General features: G+C 36.4%; 17 protein-coding genes. 8 read left to right on the forward strand and 9 right to left on the reverse strand.

Going from position 1 to position 20,478, the window contains the following annotated elements:
* Positions 1-797 precede the first annotated feature (797 nt).
* Positions 798-1,586 carry a hypothetical protein gene (locus WFH39_RS20180; RefSeq protein ID WP_336691221.1) on the forward strand — a complete coding sequence of 263 codons (789 nt, stop codon included), beginning with the start codon at positions 798-800 and terminating at the stop codon, positions 1,584-1,586.
* A 132-nt stretch (positions 1,587-1,718) separates the two neighbouring features.
* Here WFH39_RS20180 and WFH39_RS20185 read toward each other — a convergent pair whose 3' ends face one another.
* The 8 genes from WFH39_RS20185 to WFH39_RS20220 form a co-directional block, all read right to left on the reverse strand.
* A complete protein-coding gene (locus WFH39_RS20185) occupies positions 1,719-3,704 on the reverse strand; it encodes a urocanate hydratase (RefSeq protein ID WP_336691222.1) in 1,986 nt (661 codons plus the stop codon).
* 269 nt (positions 3,705-3,973) lie between these two features.
* Positions 3,974-4,393, reverse strand: coding sequence for an endonuclease domain-containing protein (locus WFH39_RS20190; RefSeq protein ID WP_336691223.1), 420 nt, complete (start codon positions 4,391-4,393; stop codon positions 3,974-3,976).
* A 186-nt stretch (positions 4,394-4,579) separates the two neighbouring features.
* Complete coding sequence (locus tag WFH39_RS20195) at positions 4,580-8,782, reverse strand: T9SS type B sorting domain-containing protein (protein ID WP_336691224.1); 4,203 nt, start codon at positions 8,780-8,782, stop codon at positions 4,580-4,582.
* Between the two features lie 202 nt (positions 8,783-8,984).
* The gene (locus WFH39_RS20200) at positions 8,985-9,278 is read right to left on the reverse strand and encodes a hypothetical protein (protein WP_336691225.1); all 294 of its coding nucleotides are present in this window, start codon (positions 9,276-9,278) and stop codon (positions 8,985-8,987) included.
* A 51-nt stretch (positions 9,279-9,329) separates the two neighbouring features.
* Positions 9,330-10,304 (reverse strand): 2-hydroxyacid dehydrogenase, encoded by a 975-nt coding sequence (locus tag WFH39_RS20205; RefSeq protein WP_336691226.1) that lies wholly within the window; start codon positions 10,302-10,304, stop codon positions 9,330-9,332.
* 102 nt (positions 10,305-10,406) lie between these two features.
* Positions 10,407-10,634 (reverse strand): hypothetical protein, encoded by a 228-nt coding sequence (locus tag WFH39_RS20210; protein ID WP_336691227.1) that lies wholly within the window; start codon positions 10,632-10,634, stop codon positions 10,407-10,409.
* 234 nt (positions 10,635-10,868) lie between these two features.
* On the reverse strand, positions 10,869-11,570 hold the full coding sequence (locus tag WFH39_RS20215) for a hypothetical protein (RefSeq protein WP_336691228.1): 702 nt from the start codon (positions 11,568-11,570) through the stop codon (positions 10,869-10,871).
* Between the two features lie 408 nt (positions 11,571-11,978).
* Positions 11,979-12,632, reverse strand: a complete 654-nt coding sequence (locus tag WFH39_RS20220) for a protein-L-isoaspartate(D-aspartate) O-methyltransferase (RefSeq protein ID WP_214590167.1) — start codon at positions 12,630-12,632, stop codon at positions 11,979-11,981.
* Between the two features lie 157 nt (positions 12,633-12,789).
* Here WFH39_RS20220 and WFH39_RS20225 point away from each other — a divergent pair, with 157 nt between their 5' ends.
* From WFH39_RS20225 to WFH39_RS20255, 7 genes are all read left to right on the forward strand, one after another.
* Positions 12,790-13,752, forward strand: a complete 963-nt coding sequence (locus WFH39_RS20225) for a Gfo/Idh/MocA family protein (RefSeq protein ID WP_336691229.1) — start codon at positions 12,790-12,792, stop codon at positions 13,750-13,752.
* 255 nt (positions 13,753-14,007) lie between these two features.
* Entirely contained in the window at positions 14,008-15,729 is a 1,722-nt protein-coding gene (locus WFH39_RS20230; RefSeq protein ID WP_336691230.1) for a cellulase family glycosylhydrolase, read from the forward strand.
* A 271-nt stretch (positions 15,730-16,000) separates the two neighbouring features.
* Positions 16,001-16,876: a CGA/CIA family class A beta-lactamase gene (bla-A, locus tag WFH39_RS20235; RefSeq protein WP_336691231.1), complete on the forward strand. Its 876-nt coding sequence runs from the start codon at positions 16,001-16,003 to the stop codon at positions 16,874-16,876.
* Positions 16,877-16,907: 31 nt separating this feature from the next.
* Entirely contained in the window at positions 16,908-17,321 is a 414-nt protein-coding gene (locus tag WFH39_RS20240) for a hypothetical protein (protein WP_336691232.1), read from the forward strand.
* A 24-nt stretch (positions 17,322-17,345) separates the two neighbouring features.
* Positions 17,346-18,236, forward strand: a complete 891-nt coding sequence (locus tag WFH39_RS20245; protein ID WP_235131916.1) for a 3-hydroxybutyryl-CoA dehydrogenase — start codon at positions 17,346-17,348, stop codon at positions 18,234-18,236.
* 102 nt (positions 18,237-18,338) lie between these two features.
* A complete protein-coding gene (locus WFH39_RS20250; protein ID WP_336691233.1) occupies positions 18,339-19,655 on the forward strand; it encodes a hypothetical protein in 1,317 nt (438 codons plus the stop codon).
* Between the two features lie 38 nt (positions 19,656-19,693).
* Complete coding sequence (locus tag WFH39_RS20255; RefSeq protein ID WP_002977986.1) at positions 19,694-19,933, forward strand: hypothetical protein; 240 nt, start codon at positions 19,694-19,696, stop codon at positions 19,931-19,933.
* Positions 19,934-19,980: 47 nt separating this feature from the next.
* Here the strand turns inward: WFH39_RS20255 and WFH39_RS20260 are convergent, their stop codons facing one another.
* On the reverse strand, positions 19,981-20,391 hold the full coding sequence (locus WFH39_RS20260) for an META domain-containing protein (RefSeq protein ID WP_214590174.1): 411 nt from the start codon (positions 20,389-20,391) through the stop codon (positions 19,981-19,983).
* Positions 20,392-20,478 lie beyond the last annotated feature (87 nt).

Below are 20,478 nucleotides of genomic sequence, written 5' to 3' on the forward strand. Positions count from 1 at the left end.
AAACGAAGTGGAGTCGAAAATCTTATATTAAAAGATTCTTCACTGCATAATGCTTCGCAAAATTTCATTCTGAATGACAGAGGGATTTTACTGCTTTAAAATATAACACATAAGTCACATAAGTTTAGTTTAATGAAATATTTAAAAGAACACATAAGAAGAAAATCAAAGATTTTCATAGACTAATGTGTTCTGATCTAAAGCTTAGAAATTATTATAAAATCTTATGTGACTGATGTGTTTAAAAGCTCTTTCATTTAATCTGCAACACTGCCATTTTGAGCGAAACGAAGTGGAGTCGAAAAATCTCAAATAACTGCATTTTAAAAGATTCTTCATTCCATAATGCTGCGCATAATTTCATTCTGAATGGCAGGATTTTTAAATATAACACTTAAGTCACATAAGTTTAGTTTAATAAAATAATTAGAAGTTCACATAAGAAGAAAATCGAAGATTTTCATAGACTAATGTGTTCTTATATAAAGCTTAGAATTATTTTAAAATCTTATGTGACTTAAGTGTTTAAAAACTTTTCAACCTGCAAAGCTGTCATTTTGAGCGCAATGAAATGGAGCCGAAAAATCTAAAGCAACTGCATTTTAATAGATTCTTCATTGCATAATGCTTCGCAAAATTTCATTCTGAATGACAGGAATAGTTTTGAAATGTAATAATGAAAGTATTGTATTAAATAAAAAATTTAAAAAGACCTTTCATCCATTACCCTTCTCAACTTTTCATTACATTTGTTCTCGTAATTCAATACAATAACTACGAAATTACTTTCTTATTCTATGCAAAAAATTGTCATTCTTTTGTTTTTCGCTTTATCGGCATCTGTTTTCAGTCAGGATTATTTGAATAAAACCGAAAAATATGATGTGGAACTGTTTAATTATTTAGACAGTTTAACGATTGAGAAAAAAGTTCCTCTGGAAGAATATCTGAAGTTTTCAAAGCCTTTTTCGAAATGGGATATCCGACCTGTACAGCATGAGAAAATCTACGCGCTCGATTCGGTACGTACATCAAGTGAAATCTCCAATTTTTTCTGGGGTGGTTTTTCTCAGCGGTATGAACTGACGGAAAAGGAAGCGGCAGAAAAACCGAATCAGTTTTTAAAACAAGGCATGATTGACGAGGACAGGCATATTCAGTTTCTGAAGGATCATCTTCCGGAATTCAAAACACTGGCTGCTCTTGTGGGAAAAAGCAGGAATTTAATCTATCTAAACCAGAGTTCTTTGCAAAGGGTAGATGATATTTTTAAAGAAAACAATGGATACTGGTCTTATGTGATTCCGCAAAAATCGCCCTTCCCCATCTCAGCAAAAATAAAAACTGAGAAGAATTACCGTTTCAGCTCTTTGCAGCAACAGATTCTTGAGCAAATGAAGAAGGTAAATATCTACTCTGCGGTAAAGACAGATTTGGGAATATTTTTCCTTTTAGACGGATTTTCAGACAATTCTTACGGTTATTATTTCTCCAAATCCGGAATGTTGGAAAACAATAATCACTTGTTTGAGATCATGAGTTCAAGAAATATCAGCGACGGATTTTTCTATTATATTGCGAATTAGGAGGCTCTACAATTGGGATCATTATTTCTGAAAAATATTGATCGAAACACAACAGAATATTCCTTATATCAAAAAATTAGTAAAACTTTGTCAAAGTTTAAGAACTTTGACAAAGTTGATTTCATTTCTAAATTAAAAAAGATTTTCATCCACAAAATTCGGAAGTGTTACTTTCAGATTCGGCTCTATTTCCATAGCTCTTTTGATGGCGAAAACAGCGCCTTCATTTCTTGCCCAGCTTCTTCTTGAGATTCCGTTGTTTACGTCCCAGAACAGCATGGATTTTAATCTTCTGTCGGCATCATCGCTTCCGTCCAGCAGCATTCCAAAACCGCCGTTGATGACTTCTCCCCATCCTACTCCGCCTCCGTTGTGGATTGAAACCCAGGTTGCCCCACGGAAACTGTCGCCAATCACATTATGGATCGCCATATCTGCCGTAAATCTGGAACCGTCATAAATATTGGAAGTTTCTCTGTACGGCGAATCTGTTCCGGAAACATCATGATGATCTCTTCCTAAAACTACGGGTCCGATTTCTCCGTTTTTGATGGCTTTATTGAAGGCTTCTGCAATTTTCATTCTTCCTTCTGCATCGGCATATAAAATTCTCGCCTGTGAGCCGACCACCAGATTATTTTCCTGAGCTCCTTTGATCCACTGAATATTGTCTTTCATCTGCTGCTGGATTTCTTCAGGGGAATTCTGCTGAATTTCTTCTAAAACCGCACACGCAATATCATCTGTTTTCTGTAAATCTTCCGGTTTTCCGCTCGTACAAACCCAACGGAACGGCCCGAAACCGTAATCGAAACACATCGGTCCCATAATATCCTGTACATAAGAAGGGAATTTAAATTCTCTTCCCAACGTAGGATTTTCCGCCATTACATCGGCTCCGGCTCTGGAAGATTCCAGTAAGAAGGCATTTCCGTAATCGAAGAAATAGGTTCCTTTCGCCGTATGTTTGTTGATGGCTTCTGCATGTCTTCTTAAGCTTTCCTGAACTTTATCTTTAAAAAGTTCCGGATCTTCCGCCATCATTTTATTGGATTCTTCAAAGCTCTGTCCTGCAGGATAATATCCTCCCGCCCAAGGATTGTGAAGCGAAGTCTGATCTGAACCGATGTCGATTCTTAAATTCTCCTGATCGAATTTTTCCCAGACCTCAACAATATTTCCCAAGTATGCCAGAGAAACAGATTCTTTATTTTCCTGCGCCTGTCGAACTCTTGCAACAAGCTCGTCAAGATTTTCATGGATTTCGTTTACCCACTTCTGGTCGTGACGGATTTTGGTAATCTTCGGATTAACTTCCGCACAAACGGTAACACAGCCTGCAATATTTCCTGCTTTTGGCTGCGCTCCGGACATTCCGCCTAATCCTGAAGTCACGAACAGTCCGCCTTTCGGATCTTTATTGATTTTTCTGAACGCGTTCAGTACCGTAATGGTTGTTCCGTGAACAATTCCCTGCGGACCGATGTACATATAGCTTCCCGCCGTCATTTGTCCGTACTGTGTAACGCCCAAAGCATTGAATTTTTCCCAATCGTCCGGTTTTGAGTAATTCGGGATCATCATTCCGTTGGTTACCACTACTCTCGGCGCATCTTTATGGGAAGGAAACAATCCCATCGGATGCCCGGAATACATGACCAAGGTCTGTTCATCCGTCATTTCAGACAGGTATTTCATTGTTAAAAGATATTGTGCCCAGTTGGAAAATACTCCCCCGTTTCCACCATACGTAATCAGTTCATGAGGATGCTGCGCTACGGCATAATCCAGATTGTTCTGAATCATCAGCATGATGGCTTTTGCCTGCTCCGATTTTCCGGGATATTCAGAAATCGGTCTTGCCTTCATCTCATAATCCGGACGGAAACGGTACATATAAATTCTTCCGTATTTCTCGAGCTCTTCCCTGAATTCCGGCAATAATTCTGCATGAAACCGGGGTTCGAAGTAACGTAACGCATTCTTCAGTGCTAGTTTTTTTTCTTCCTCCCCTAAAATCTCTTTGCGTTTCGGCGCATGATTGATGTTGGTTTCGTAAGGTTTCGGCTGTGGCAGCTGGTTGGGTATGCCCTGTTGTATCTGTTGTTGGAATGTCATGTATTTGTTGATCGTTGTTAGTTTAGCAGATTTATTTTTGTGGTTTTAAAGATATTCAAATTAGAAAATCCCTGCAACTAATGTGAGGAAATTTGAAACAGGATGAAAAATTCCCCTCCTCTGGAGGGGTGTCGAAAATTCGGAAGAATTTTTGACGGGGTGGTTTTAATAATCACCGAGTGATGTTTTTGTCTATGATTTTACCACCCCGTCTTCTCCCTCTGGTCGAATCCACCCCTCCAAAGGAGGGGAATATTGTGATAGATATTTTACTTGTATTTATAATGTTCAATGATGAAATGTTCTAAATCTTTCATCACAACAGACAAATTATGTCGTACATCAAAATCTGTTATCCTGAATATTTTCAGACCTAGAGATTCCAGATATTTCTGCCTTACCTCATCATCAACTTCTTTTCCATTGTGGCTCCAGCCGTCAATTTCTATAACTAGCCCCAGCGTTTTCACGTAAAAATCAACGATGAAATTTCCGATAATTCTCTGTCTGTCAAAATCAATGTTATGGAATGTTTTCGCGCGAACCTGTTTCCAGAAAATGACTTCACTCAAAATTCCGGCTTTCCGTTTTCCGTTCAAAAGAGGTTTTAATTTGGGATTATAGGGAAGATTTTCTACAAAATTCCTGCGAACAGAAATTCCGTTAATTGCTGTAAGGATTTCTTTCATCAATTGTTGCTTTTACTGTTTGTGTTTTTTAATTAAACCACCCCGTCAAAAATTTTATACATTTTTGCCACCCCTCCAAAGGAGGGGAATTTCCACTCTTCGGATAATACGGTGATTAAATCTTTTCAAAAATAAAAAACCTCACTGAAAATTTCAATGAGGCTTTATAGAAATAAGCTTTTAGATTTAATTATGATTTTTAACCAAAACCCAGCCGGTTATTGTTCTTCCATCCGGTATGGTAATCACATACCAGTAACTTGCAGTAGGAAGTACCCTTCCTTTTATCATCCCGTCCCAATAGAACTGGGTGTTTGAATTCTGTTCAAAAATCAGCATCTGATAACGGTCGAAGATTTTGAGGTTAGACATTCTTGTTCCGAATACCTGAAGATCTTTAATCACCCAATGGTCATTAAGTCCGTCACCGTTTGGTGTAATGGTGTTTGTAATATCCAGTACCAGACCGTCTTTTTTTACAATACAGTCGCTGTCGGCAAATCTCACATAGAAGGTGGTAATTCCTGTAGGTAAATTATTGAAGCTGTTGCTTGCCTGCCAGTTGATTCCATCGATAGAATACAGTATTGATTTTGAACCCGTAGCATAAATAATCACATTATTACCGCTGAACTGAATGCTTGTAATAACAGGGACTTCATAATGTTTGATTTCGAAAGTCTTGGTGTAAGAACATCCGTTATCCGCCGTCACGGTTAATGAGTAAGTTCCTACTGTGTTAATTCCTGTAATCGTATTCGTTGTAGAGATGGTCTGTCCTGCAGGATTAGTCCATTGATAGCTTACAATCGTGTAATTGGTAATATTTACAGAATAACTGCTCAGTGAGCCTTCCGGACAGAAATACAATGTCGGAATATCGAAAATCGGAGTTTTTTTCAATGAAAGCTGAATCTGTACCAGATTGGAACACGATCCGGGAACACTTACTTTTACATAAATGATACTGGAACCTGAAACCTGATTATACAGATACGCTGAAGGATTTGCAATCGCATTGGTTCCCGCATTAAGATCTGCTAAAGACGAGTAATAGGTAAACGTAACGTTAGCTCCATTGTAAATCTGTGTCTGGAACTGGGTTAGATTAACGGTCTCTGATCCGTCATTTCCGATATCACAGGTTGCTAACGGGAAAGGTCCGTTGTTCAGCAGGGTTACTTTATTTCCGTAAGTGAAGGTTATAGATGCAATATCATTACATCCCGGAATATTCTGCACATTCACCCACATCTGCGCAGGGAAAGGATTGGCGGTAAAGTTCGATGGATTGGCAATAGGATTGGTTCCATTCTGCGCATCCTGCAGGGTAAGATAGAAGGTAAATGTATTCGCAGGATTCGGTGCGTCAACCATTAAATTGGTAAAATTCAAAAGGTTTACTTCATAGCTTCCGTCGAGATTTTCATCACAAACCGAAATGGTAGAATTGATGGCTTTCGGAGGGAAATAGGTATTCAGCTCAATTGATGCTACAGAGTAACATCCTGTGGTATTCACCTGAAATCTTGCCCACACCTGAACGGTAGAAATATTGGTGGTAACGGTATTTCCGATCTGACTGGCAGGGTTTCCGGCATTGGCTTCTGCCTGTGTATTGTAATAAGTAACGGTGATATTTGATAAAGGATAGGTGTTTTGAGCAGGAATAAACATCTGAGAAGTGGCATCACTCAACTGAAAGGTTTCACTTAAATTAAAATCTTCATCGCATTTGTTCAATACCGCATTGTTCAGAACTACAGGGGGTAAGAATGTCATCAGAATGGTAAGTTTAACCGCTGAAAAGCAATCATTGTTATTAAACTTCACCTTTACATAAACGGTTGCACTTCCTCCGGTAACAACAAACTGAGTGGGATTTGTAATCTCGTTGGTGAAAATGTGGGTAACCGGATCATAATTCAGATAATACGTAAAGTTTACATTCGAGCTTGTTGTAATCTGGCTTTGCGCCTGTGTAAGATTATAAATCTCCGTATTGTCATTATTATTATCACAAATATTCGTCAGGTTAACCGTTACCTGAGGATTTACTGCCGGTGTAGAAGTTAATCCTACGGTAAACGGATAAATCTGCTCACAGTTATAAGAATTGATCTTTACAAAGTACTGCTGTGTTCCGGTAAAGGTTACATTATTCACCGGATTATTTCCACTTGCTGCGTCTGCAGCAGTAAGATAGAAGGTTACCGTAGCATTCTGGCTTCCGATAATGGCGGATGAAAACTGTGATAACTGTACGTTTTCTGTATTATCATTATTAAAATCACAAACCGTAAAACTGGACTGTTCTGCAACAGGATGAACCAGATTGATCGTAAGTGGTCTTATTGTGTAGCAGGTCTCAGAAAGTTCGAAACGTACATAATAAATCTGTGTAACGAAATTTCCGTTGGTGGTAATGACCTGATTCGGGCTTATAGGATTTATTCCGAAACTCGCATCCGCATAATCTGCAAAAAATTTCACTACGGGAACTGTTGCCGGAGAGATCAGCATTCCGTTTGAAAGGGTATTTAAATTAACACTGATGTCATCTGTTCCGTTAAAGCAGATGTATTCTGTTTTAGGAATAACCACAACTTTAGTAAATGTAATATTGAGATTTACAGTTGCCACTGCAACGCATCCGTTCGGGATCTGAACTCTTATAAAAATGGTATAAGCTCCGTCATGCACTGTACTTAAAACGCCTCCTGAACCTGTAAGAGCTTCGTTATAGGTTGCATATGCCGTAAATACAGCTCCCGGCTGTGAAGTAATGAGCGGTCCGAAAGTTAAAGGAAAATCAAAAGGCTCTGCATCATCATTGTTGATATCACAGGTTGAATAGTTATAGTTAATCGGAGAATTGAGATTAACTCCCGGTTTAAACTGGAAAGTTACAGGACCTAAAACGAAGGTACAGTTTCCTTCCTGCAGTCTTACCCAGACCGTTGTACCTACTGTAACATTAATTGTGCTGATCGCATTGGTATTGTTCTGAGCATTTGCCTGCGTGGCGAAATAAGAAATTCCCGTAGTGCCCGGCGGAAAAAGCTCAGGATCCAGGAATGCTAAGTTATAGTTGGATTCTACCCCGTCATTATTGGTATCGCAAATCTGAACCGTATTTTTGAGCAAACTTTTGGTCTTAAAATTTAGAGTTAAAACAGCCACTCTGTAACAGTTGGGAACATTCGGATTCTGAATTCTCACATATAAAACCGTATTGGCTGTTAATGTAAAGTTGTTCGGTAAAGGACTGACGTTATTTTGTGCGTTCTGCAAAGTTGTATGAAAGCTGAATACAAAATTCGCAGGGTTCTGTGTGGTTACATTTCCCTGAAAACTGCTTAAAGTAAGGTTTACAGGATTGTTTCCGCAGTAATCCTGTGTGAAATTTTTCGCAGCGGGATAAGTAGGATCAAATGTTAAAGGAAAATCATCCGTTAAAGTAAGGGTACTGGTTCCGCAGGTATTAAAAACTGCAGTTGCCGTATACACTTCATTCTGGGTAGGGCAAATTGTAGCCTGAATTCCTGTAGCAACAGTCTGTCCGGCAGAATCTGTCCATGTTACATCCGGCTGTATTGCGTTCCCCAAAGGATTAAATCTATATCCTTCCTGCAAAGCCTGCCATACTCCTGTATTTCTGTTAGGAGGAGAAACGCCGAGTGTTCCGTCGCCGTTGATAACGCCTATTAAAGCATTTTCAAATTTTCTTGTCGGGCAGGGTGTCGGCTTTTTATCTACGAAAACTTCAATCACATTGGTAGTTTCATGCAGTACAATCTGAGATGAAGCTCTGTCTGTACATCCTGCAATTCTTCCTTCGAAAAAGCTGACAACAAATTTTCTGTAAGGAGCTGTTCCGATGATGGAATAATAAATTTCGGAAGGATCATTTGCAGAGAAAACCATATCGTTGTATACCCCGAATATGGAGTTTTTAGGAAGACTTACATTGGGGTTCTGCCATTGGACATTGGGATAGTTGATGTTTCCCAACTGGCTCAGATCAAAAGTGACCATCCCGTTTGAACCGACTACTAATGCATTAAAATTCTGATTATAAAAACAAAACTGAAAAGGAAGATCCAGCTTGGTAGGAAAAACGTCATCGTAGTTGGCATTGAGCGGAGTTCCCTGATTCAATGCAATGGGAGGAGCAAAAGCCTGAGAAACTACTTCATAATTTGAAGTCTGTTTAATGACAGGATATTCCAGATGGAGATCAATACAACCGTTTGCATTAAGACCATTGGTACAGGTAACATTAAAGCTCTGATTGCCTACTGCATCTTTTATGATAACATTTCCGGGGGTTTGGGCAAGCCCGAAAATGCTTATCCATACGAGGATAAATTGTAAAGGTTTTATCATAATCAAGTTTTCTTTTAATCACTATTTATTGATAAATTTACCACTTTTAGTAATACAATTATCAATCGTAAACATTTATTTACATGGTATTCATAACGAAATTACTCATAAGGTTAGAATACAACAATTTACAAAATAAATGTAAATAAAAAAAACCTTGCCGGAAAAGCAAGGTTTATAATTATTTGAAATTAAGTTCATATTAGGTTAAAACATCATCATTTTCTTCCTCATGGTCATCGTCGTTATCGCTTAGACTCCAGTAATTGTTTTCTTCGTCTTCACTGCCGATCTCTTCCATTTCATCGTCATCTTCCACTCCGGGAATATCCAGTCCTTTATCTAATTTATCGTCATCATTTTCTTCATTAAAAATCGGTTTTCCGTTTCCGTCTAAGGAAATATGCTCTTCCTGATTAAAAATATCTTCACTGGATTTATATTCTCTTTGTTCCAGTCTTCTTTCCTGTTCCTGTTCGCTGTTTTCGGGTATCATATTCTTATTTTTTGGTGTCGTCTGTAATCAAACAAAAATAGTTCCAAGATATTAAGCGTATATTTCAGGATTTACACAGGCAGGCATTTTTTCACCTTTTGAAAAGGCAATAATATTTTCAGCAGCCACTTTTGCCATTCCGTTTCTGGCTTCTTCCGTTGCTGAGCCAATGTGAGGAAGTACACAAACGTTAGAAAGCTCTAAAATAGGATCATCTTTAAAAATTGGTTCCGGATTGGTAACATCCAGTCCGGCTCCCCAGATTTTATGCTCAGAAAGTGCGGCGTAAAGATCTTTCTGATGATGGAAACCTCCTCTTGCCGTATTAATGAAGATTGTATTCTTCTTCATACGATCAAAGACAGAAGCATTAAAAAGCTCTTTCTGCTCTGGTTTGAAATTGGCATGAATACTCAGAACATCAGATTGTTCAATAAGCTCATCAAAAGAAACATATTTTGCTCCCAAATTCTTTTCTGCTTCTTCATTGTGATGGCGGTTGTGATAAATAATCTGCATTCCGAAAGCAGCTCTGGATTTTTTTGCCATTTCGTACCCAATTCTTCCCAGACCGAAAATACCGAGCGTTTTTCCATACAATTCCTGACCCAAAGCGTGCAAAGGATCAAAATCTCCCCAGTTCCCGGATTTTACTTTTTCAAAATTATAGCTTGCTCTTCGTGCAACCGACTGCATGAGTAAAAAAGCAACATCTGAAGTAGCTTTGCTTAACACAGCGGGTGTATTTCCGACCGGAATTTTTCTTGCATCGGCTTCCTGAATATCAACATGGTCAAAACCTACTGAGAACAAGGCAATCGCCTTTATATTCGGACATTCGTTGAAAAAGTCTTTATCGAATTTAAACTCTCCTCCCACGCTTAAAATGGCATCATGGCTTCTGCAGTAATTCAGCCATTCTTCATAGGAGAGATTTTCTTGTTCAGGAATGAATATTTCAAGATTTGCTTCTTTAAGAAGCTGCATTCCAGCTTCAGGAATTCTTTTGTTAATGAATACTTTCATATTTTGTGATGGTTAAATGGTTTCATCAAGTAAAAAACCTCACTTTCACAAGTAAGGTTTTTCAACTTTAATATTAAAATGATTATACTTTAATTTATTCTTCTAAGATTCAGATATCAACTCTTCCATTTCTTCCCAAATCTCCAATGCTGATCTTCTGACTTTTCTTTTCGGTTCAGACTTTTTAGCTTTGAAAGCGTTTACCTGAAGATCATTTCCGGATTCTTTTTTATCCGGATTATCTTCCGCTCTGTTTCGGAAATTAATCTTAAAACCGTTCTGAATATTACTGAAATCTTGTAATATTTTAAATCTTTTTGCATTCATCATATTAAGATTTTAGTTAATTATACAGAAATGCATATTCAATTTTCGTTCCGAAACGTCATGTAATTTTTGTTTTTAATTAATTTTAATAACAGATTATTTTAAATGGAAGATTTAAAGGTTAAGAATAAGACTTAGGACTACAACTGTATTGATAAGTCAGTAATAAAGTATGCTTACAAAAAAAGAGACTGCCTTTTAAAACAGTCTCTTTTCTTATTTTCATTGTCCGGTTAATTAATTGTGATTGTACTCGTAAGTAGTCGTATGAGTTTCCGTTAATGTATTATTATTGTCATAACTTTTTAAGACACTCTGTGTAGGAAAATTATTAGAGTTGTACTGATAAGTTTGCGTGAATATATCAGAACTTATACCACTTGACCCACTCCCTGTAGTACTATTCACTAATTTGTAAGACAGTACATTATGTTCAGATGCTTGATCTACCTGATTATAAACCTGTATATTCTTTAAACCTGTAACATTTTTGAAAGGATTGTTTTTATTATCATAAACAATAGGCTGCAGATTACCGGTTCCAGTTTCAACAATAGTTCCATTTTGAGTCGCCTGTATGGTTTGGGTATAGCTTTTTACAGATCCATCAGTATTTAAATACGCGTCTCTGGTATATGTTTTTACATAATTTCCACTTGTGTGTTTTTCTATTATGGTAACATGATCGGCAGATAAATAATTAAACGTTGTAACTGTACTGTTCGAACCCGAAATATCCTCCGCTTTTATTAAACGATTAGAACTGTCATAAGTGAAGGTCTCTGTAGAAGTTGGTGCTCCATTAGAAGAGGTACTAACGATTTTTGTAATCAAATCACCCGTATAAGTAAAGTTACTGATATCTCCGTCAACTAAACCTTTTTCCTGTACTATTTTTGAACCATTGTAGGTATAAACATAGGTTTCCCCATTATTCATCAATTTGGTAAGAAGAATGGGGGTTGAATCTACAGGATCTACAGTGTTTGAATCGTTAGAGCATGATATTGCAAGTAATGCAATAGACAGAAGCATAATTTTTGTTTTCATGTGCTATTTTAAAATTTCGGCTAAAATATATTTTTTAATTGTTATTTCAGTACTTTTTAAAAAAATTATTACTTTTTTTGTCCTGATTTAGCCGATTTGAGAAGTAAAAAACATTATCTGTCTGATTCTCAAACTATTCTTTCAGACTCATTTTTTTCAACGACCAAATTATTTTAGAATTTTTGGATAATGATCGTTTTTCCGCTGCACATTCCTGAATATGCTGAAAACTTAAATTGAAAATACGCTCCATCTCCGATTTCCGGCAACGATAAAAACAGTAACTCGGATTATTAACTATTGATTTGTATTTCCCAGCATCGGAACAAATTTGTAAGCCCCGAATTCCTCTTTTTCAAATTCAGTCTGTGAGATTTTTGTAAATCTGTATAAAACCTGCTCATCGGTCGGACCGAGAGGAATAACCATTTTTCCACCGACTTTAAGTTGTTTCAGAAGTTCGGTTGGTAAAACTGAAGCTCCGCAGGTCACGATAATTTTATCAAACGGAGCAAAGGTAGGAAGTCCGGCAAAACCATCCCCGAAACTCTGAAATTTCGGATATAAATTCATTTCACGGAGTTTCTTTTTGGAAAAATCGAAAAGATCTTTTTGTCGCTCAACCGTATAAACATGGGCTTTCATTGCCATTAAAACGGCTGTCTGATAACCACAACCGGTTCCTATTTCCAACACTTTTTCCCCTTCTTTTACCTGAAGAAGTTCAGACTGTTCTGCAACAGTTGAAGGATGCGAAATCGTCTGATGTGCAAGAATAGGAAAAGCACGGTCTTCGTAGGCAAAATCTTCGAAAATACTTTCAATAAAAAGGTGTCTCGGAACTTCATTCATTGCTGAAAGTACGTTTTCATCCGAAATCCCGATTCTGTTTCGGAGATATTCCACTAAAATCTTTCTTTTTCCTTTATGTACAAATGAATCTTGCGTCATTACAGATCGTAGTTATTAGGTTGCAGGTAACAGTTCGCACAAAAATATGAAATTTTGTCGGGGGTTAAAAACTGTTGCACGCAGTTTTTAATTTTCTGATAACCGTCAATGTACAACCAACAACAAATTGTTATATTTACAGAAATTTAATACAGCTATGTTGAAAGCAGGTTTGGTAGGAGCCGGACATTTAGGAAAAATACATTTACGACTTTTAAATCAGTCAGATAAATACGAATTCATCGGTTTCCACGACAAAGACGCAGAAAACGGAAAAAAACTGGAAGCGGAATTCGGATATAAATATTTTGAGAATTTTGAGGAATTGCTGGAGCAGATCGATATGCTGGATATTGTAACGCCCACCATTTATCATTACGATTATGCGCTAAAAGCGATTGAAAAAGGTCTGCATTTTTTCATTGAAAAACCGGTTACCCAAACATTGGAACAGGCAGAAGAAATTCTCCAGAAATGTAAGGAAAAGGGCATTAAAGCTCAGGTTGGTCATGTTGAAAGATATAATCCGGCATTTATTGCAACGAAAGAATACATCAATAATCCGATGTTTATTGAAATTCACAGATTAGCAGAATTTAATCCCAGAGGAACAGATGTTTCGGTGGTTCTGGATCTGATGATTCATGATCTGGATATTTTATTAAGCATTGCTAAATCTAAGGTTAAAAATATTCATGCAAGCGGCGTTTGTGTGGTAAGCAAAACGCCTGATATTGCGAATGCGAGGATTGAATTTGAAAATGGCTGTGTTGCGAATTTAACGACTTCCAGAATTTCGATGAAAGCGATGAGAAAGAGCCGTTTCTTCCAGAAAGACGCTTATATTTCCGTTGATTTCCTTGAGAAAAAAGCGGAAGTGATCCGCATGAAAGACGCTCCTGAACACCCTACTCCATTCGACATGATTATTGAAAATGCAGAGGGAGAGAAAAATCAGATTTTATTTGAATATCCGAATATTCAGCCGAACAATGCGATTTTAGATGAACTGAATGCTTTTGCAGATTCTATTACCGAAGATAAGCATGTAGAGGTTTCGCTTGAAGACGGAACAGAAGCTCTGAAAGTGGCTTTGGAAATTATGAAATTGATTTCTTAATTTTTTTAACACAAACCGCACAAATATTATCACGAATAACACGATAATTTATTGATAGAAACGGGCTAAAGTCCGTTTTTTTTTATGAATTATTTCAAATTGACTTTTACCGAAAGTTTCAAATGTCGAATCTCTTTTATATTTAAATTTTAAATCAATTTAATTACTTTTCAATAATATTTAAATATATTTGTTAATTCTTAATCAATAATTTCTGTAAAACAACCCCTTAACAATTCAATAATTAAAATCACTATGAAAAGAGCCATTCTATTATCCGCTTTTTTATTGTCTCAATTTGGGACATCGCAGCTTTTAAAAACACAAGGTGAGAAAATTATTAATGATAAAGGTGAAAATATTCAGTTGCGAGGTCTCGGTTTGGGAGGCTGGATGCTTCAGGAAGGATATATGCTGAAAACGGCTGATTTTGCAGGTCCTCAGTACAAAATCAAGGAGAAAATTGCTGAACTGATTGGTGAAGACGGTATGAACGAGTTTTACAAGGCTTATCTGAAAAACGGAATTACCCGACAGGACATTGATTTTCTGAAAAAAGCAGGATTTAATTCGATCAGACTTCCAATGCATTATAACCTGTACACTCTACCGATTGAAAAAGAATCTAAAAAAGGAGAAAATACATGGCTTGAAGAAGGTTTTAAAATGACTGATGATCTTCTGAAATGGTGTGCTGATAATAAAATGTACCTGATTCTCGATCTTCACGCAGCACCGGGCGGACAGGGAAATGATGTGAATATTTCTGATAACGACAAATCGAAACCTTCTCTTTGGGAAAGTGAAGAAAATCAGAAAAAAACAATTGCACTATGGAAGAAACTAGCCGAAAGATACAAAAATTCCCCATGGATCGGTGGTTACGACTTAATTAACGAACCGAATATCAATTTTACAGGAAAAAATATAAACGGAACGGATGAAATGTCGAATGCTCCGCTTTGGAAGCTTCAGAAAGAAATCACGGAAGCGATCCGTACTGTTGATAAAAAACACATCATCATTATTGAAGGAAACGGATGGGGAAATAATTACAACGGTTTAACGCCGCTTTGGGACGATAATATGGTCTTCAGTTTTCATAAATACTGGAATAACAATGATGACGCGACACTGAAATTTGCTTTGGATTTAAGAGAAAAACACAAAATCCCGATCTGGCTGGGCGAAACAGGAGAAAATTCGAATGTATGGTTTACAGAACTGATCCGGCTTTTAGATAAACACAACATTGGTTACGCATTCTGGCCGATGAAAAAAATTGACAATATTGCAGGAATTACCAACGTAAAAACTACTCCGGAATACCAGAAATTATTGGATTACTGGAAGAACGGAGGCGAAAAACCATCTAAAGATTTCGCCAAGAAAGCTTTGATGCAGATTGCTAACAACTATAAGTTCAGCAATGTTGAAATTAAAAATGATGTGATTGATGCAATGTTCAGGCAGACAAAAGACGATTCCACAAAGCCTTTCAAGAATCTACAGGCTCCAGGAAAAATATTCGCAACCGATTATGATTTGGGAAGAATGGGTTCTGCTTACAAAGACAATGATTTCATTAATCTTTGGGTAAGTGATCCCGCAAAAAGATCGGAATGGAATTCAGGAAATCAACTGAGAAATGACGGTGTTGATATTTACAGAACAAAAGACAATGAATATTACGTCGGAAAGACAGAAACCGGAGAATGGCTTCAGTATACAATAGGTTCTAAAGTTGATAAAACATATACTTTTGAGATAAAATATGCCAGTGAAAACGACGCAAAAATACGGATTGAGGATGCTTCCGAAAAACAACTAGCTTCAGTTTCATTAGCTTCAACAGGCGGAAATGAAATTTGGAAAACGCTAACTGCAAAAGGAATTCATCTTAAAAAAGGAGAAAATAAAATCAGAATTTATTTCGAAAATAATGGCGTTAATCTGAATTATTTTGAAGTGAGATAAGAAAAAATCATAAATTGCAAATCCCTTTTAGTTTCTAAGAGGGATTTATTTTTAAAACTATTTAAACTTTTATTTTAACCGCAAAAGAAGGAAATTTTTAACACTTCAGTTATTTAAGTTCAATATTTAAATGCAAAAAAAAGAACACATAAGTTTAAAAAATCCAAAGATTTTTATCCTTTACAGACTTTTGATCAACTAAAAAGTATTTAAAGATTACAGAATTTCTTTTGCTTCTTTTGGGGTTAATAAAAATGATTAAAAAAATATTATGAAAAAAATCACATTATTATTTCTTTTGATTTCGACGTTTGTTTTTGCGCAGAAATCTTCTTTGGATCAAAAAATAAGCTCTATTATTAAAGACAAAAAAGCAACGGTCGGAATTTCCGTTCTGGGGTTCGAAAATGGTTTTACGTACAATAAAAATGCAGACAAAAAACTTCCGATGCAGAGTGTTTTCAAGTTTCATATTGCTGCTGCGGTTTTAGATTATGTAGAGAAAAGAAAACTTTCTTTAGATCAAAAAGTTACCCTTAACCAATCGAATCTGCATGAAAATACGTGGTCGCCTCTTCGCGAAAAATATCCACATGGCGGTATTGTTTCTTTAAGTGAAATTATTGAATACACCGTTGCTAAAAGTGACAATAACGGCTGCGATATTCTTTTAAAATTATTAGGCGGAACGCAGGTTGTTCAGAAATTTATGAATGCTAAAGGAGTGAAAAACTTTCAGATCAAATACAATGAAGAAGCGATGCATAAAGACTGGAATGCGCAGTATGAAAATTATAGTACAACGAATTCTGCGGTTGATGTGCTGAAAAAGTTTTATGACGGAAAATTATTATCAAAAAAATCAACAGATTATCTGATGAAAGTAATGCTCTCCACTTCCACAGGAACAAATAAATTAATTGAACAGCTTCCGAAAGATACGCCTATCGCAAGAAAAACGGGATCTTCCGGCAAGAATAATGCAGGTTTAACGGGTGCTGAAAATGAAATTGCGATCATCACTTTACCGAATGGCAAGCATTATGCAATAGCTGTATTTGTCAGTAACTCAACGGAAACGGCTGAAGTGAACTGTAGAATGATTTCAGACATTTCAAAAACAGTCTGGGATTATTTTAATAAGTAAAAATTTAAGCTTAATTTTAAAACCAATAAAAATGAAAAAAATAGTATTAATAATCGGGTTATTCACTTCCGCAGTATTTTTTGCACAGAAGAGCGAAAATTATCTGCAGGTAGGCTATCACAGCATTTGCTGCGGTACCCCTTCGTCTAAACCTGTGATGGATTTTATTAATCAGTTTCAGAAAAAAAACAAAATAAAAAATTTCGAAGTGTACAGACAGAGCGGTTTGGGAAGAGAAGGTGAATTTAACATTTATATCGGAACAGATACATTCTCCAGAACCCAGAAAACCAGATTTGTGGAAGGACTGAAAGCTGCCATCAATAATCAAAACCAAATGAAAAGACCTAACAGAGACGGTAATGTGAGTTTTGATGAAACAACGACGGTAAAAAAAGCAGATCTTTCCAATGCACGAAATTTAACTTTAATCAACAGTAAATAATTAAAACTTAAATAAGGAAAAATGATCAAAAACATTGTAGTTATCGGAGCCGGAACCATGGGAAATGGTATTGCGCACACTTTTGCACAAAGCGGTTTTAAAGTAAATCTTGTAGATGTATCTCAGGAAGCTTTAGACAGAGGTCTTAAAACCATTACCACCAATCTCGACAGAATAATTGCAAAGGGAAACCTTACCGAAGAACAAAAAGCGGAAACTTTAGGGAACATTACCACATTTACAGCACTTCAGAATGCGGTAGGTTCTGCGGATCTTATTGTGGAAGCAGCTACTGAAAACCAGGAATTAAAACTTAAAATTTTCGGACAGATGGACGAGTTTGCTCCTGAAAACTGTATTCTGGCAACCAATACTTCCTCAATTTCGATCACTAAAATCGCGGCGGCTACCAAAAGAGCCGATAAGGTAATCGGAATGCACTTTATGAATCCGGTTCCGATCATGAAACTGGTTGAAATCATTAAAGGCTACTCCACTTCCAAAGAGACGTTCGATGCGATCTATGAAATGAGCAAAACGTTAGGAAAAGTTCCTGTAGAAGTAAATGATTATCCGGGATTTGTTGCCAACAGAATTTTAATGCCGATGATTAACGAATCTATCGAAACACTTTACAACGGCGTTGCAGGTGTTGAGGAAATCGATACGGTAATGAAACTGGGAATGGCGCATCCGATGGGACCGCTTCAGCTTGCCGATTTTATTGGTCTTGATGTTTGTTTAGCGATCTTAAACGTAATGTACGACGGCTTCAAAAATCCTAAATATGCTCCAAATCCATTGTTGGTAAACATGGTAATGGCAGGGAAATTAGGCGTAAAATCAGGCGAAGGTTTCTATGATTACTCCGAAAGCAAAAAAGCGGAAAAAGTAGCGAAAATGTTTTCTAAATAATAAAAAGTGAATAGTGAACGGTAAATTGTGAGTTTTTTGGAATTCAATTTTAAATCTGATTAAGATTGACTGGCTTTGCAAAATTTACTAATTTCACAATCCATGAAATTTAAAGAAAAAAATATTCAGATATCAATGGTCATCATTACTTTAGTGATGACCATTTTGCGTTTTCTGCTTAATGAAAAAGGACGTGTAAATCCGGATTCCATCCGTTATATGAGATTTGCGCACGTTTTCCCGACCATCGATAATACCACGACGCCTTTAGGATATCCTTTAGCGATAAAATTTTTTACATTTTTCGGGTTTGATGAATTCTGGGGAAGTAAAATTGTAGGAATTTCCGCATTTTTCTTCATTCTTTTTTTCAACTGGAAGAAGAAATTTTTCTTTAGAGAATCCATTGTTTTATGTGCTTTATTCAGCTTTTTGTCAATTTTCTCCTACACTATGAGCGAACCGCTGATTTTGCCGTTCGTTATTTTATTTTTATATGTTTCCACATTAATTATTGATGGAAAATTAGAAAAGAGAAAAGCCGTTTTTTATCTTTCACTAAGCCTGATTGCTTTGTATAACATAAGATACAGCGCTTTTTTCATTATGGGCGGAACCGGGCTTTTCGGATTGATTTTTTGGAAAAGAAAATATTCGGGAATATTTATCCTTTCTGGAATCATCGGAGGAATTTTTGTGGTTTTGTACAAATTTCTTTTCATTGATTACTTTAACGAAAACTATGTCAGTCAATTTCTGGAAATCGGTCTGCATCCTACTTCAAAACTTCTTGTTGAATTGTTTCAGGGATTGTGTACCACTTTCAACCCATTTATTCACATTGCAGATCCGGGAGGCGGAATGATCAATTACGCGATCTACGGAATCGGCTTTGTAAATATTCTTTTGATTATGTTTTTGTTTATTAAATATAAACTCTCAGAAACGGAGGCATTTTATATTTTTGTAAGTGTTTTCGGGATTATCTGCTCGTATTTTATTCAGTATTTTTATTCTGTGAATGCGATTGATTACAGATTAATGGCTCCTTTCAGTCTTCCGGTCTGGCTGGTTTATTTCAGGAAATTATTCATGGTTTTTGAAGTTAAAACATACGCTTTAGGCTTTTTAAGTCTGCTTTCGGGAATGTTATTTACATGGCTTTCCAAAGGCAATTATCTTGAAAACAGAAAGGAAATGAAGCAGTTTCTGCAATCTGAAAAACTTGATGAAATACCTTTAAAATTCTATCTTGAAACCACGGAAGATCTTGATAAAATACAGGTTGCCGAACTGATGAGTACCATCAATCCTAATATTACGCTAACTTTCAAACCGAAAGATACGCTTCAGAAAACAACGTTAACAAGGTATAAAGTTTTGCAAAAAATAAAGATTGACAAGAACAAATACCAATAATTTTATTATCTTTGATTTAAAGTTAAAACATTAAAAAAATGAAATTACCAAAGTTTTTATTAGCAGATAATTCGGAATTTCCAGAAGATTTATTCGTGGTTCATACAGAATATCCAAGATTTATCTTAAACGTTGAGGAAGAAGAAGTTGAGTGGCTGGATGATCTGGAAGGTGACGACGAAGAAACAATGGCAGACGAGGCTACAAAAGTAGTAGAAGCTGCGTTTAAATGGTGTGATGAAGAGTTGGCTAAGTACGACGAAGAAGAGGAAGATTAATAACAATTTAAACATAAAAAAGGAACTCGATTGAGTTCCTTTTTATTTTATTCAGCTTTATTGAATTTTAAAAGTAAAAGATTGTCCTGATACAATTCCAGAACATTTCCGGTTACTACATATTTATTGGCTTTTCCTACCATATCCATAAAGTTTTTCTCCACGCTCATATTATCGCAAGCCATTCTTGTAGAACCTAAAGCTCCCGCAGAAAAATTACCCATTGCCGGATCTACTTTTGCTGTCCCGAAGTAATTGTTGCATCCTGCATTACCGCTGATCTTTTCTCCTTCGATATTCAGAGTAGGAATTTTTCCTTTCACATTATCAGCCAAAGCCCATTTTGTACCTGCAAGAGAAGGCTGCGCTTTTCCTACTTTGGAAGCAGAAGAGCTGGACATTGTTCCACACGAAACCAAAACTGCAGCAGTACATATACTTAAAAAAAGATTCTTCATTGTTTACTTTTTGATTTAAACCAAATTTACGGAATTATTATTATTTAAACGGGTTTCGGAAGATTTTATTATTCTTTAACACTTCAG

Origin of the sequence: Chryseobacterium sp. MMO-72 (assembly GCF_037146035.1) — a bacterium.
Classification (GTDB): domain Bacteria; phylum Bacteroidota; class Bacteroidia; order Flavobacteriales; family Weeksellaceae; genus Chryseobacterium; species Chryseobacterium indicum.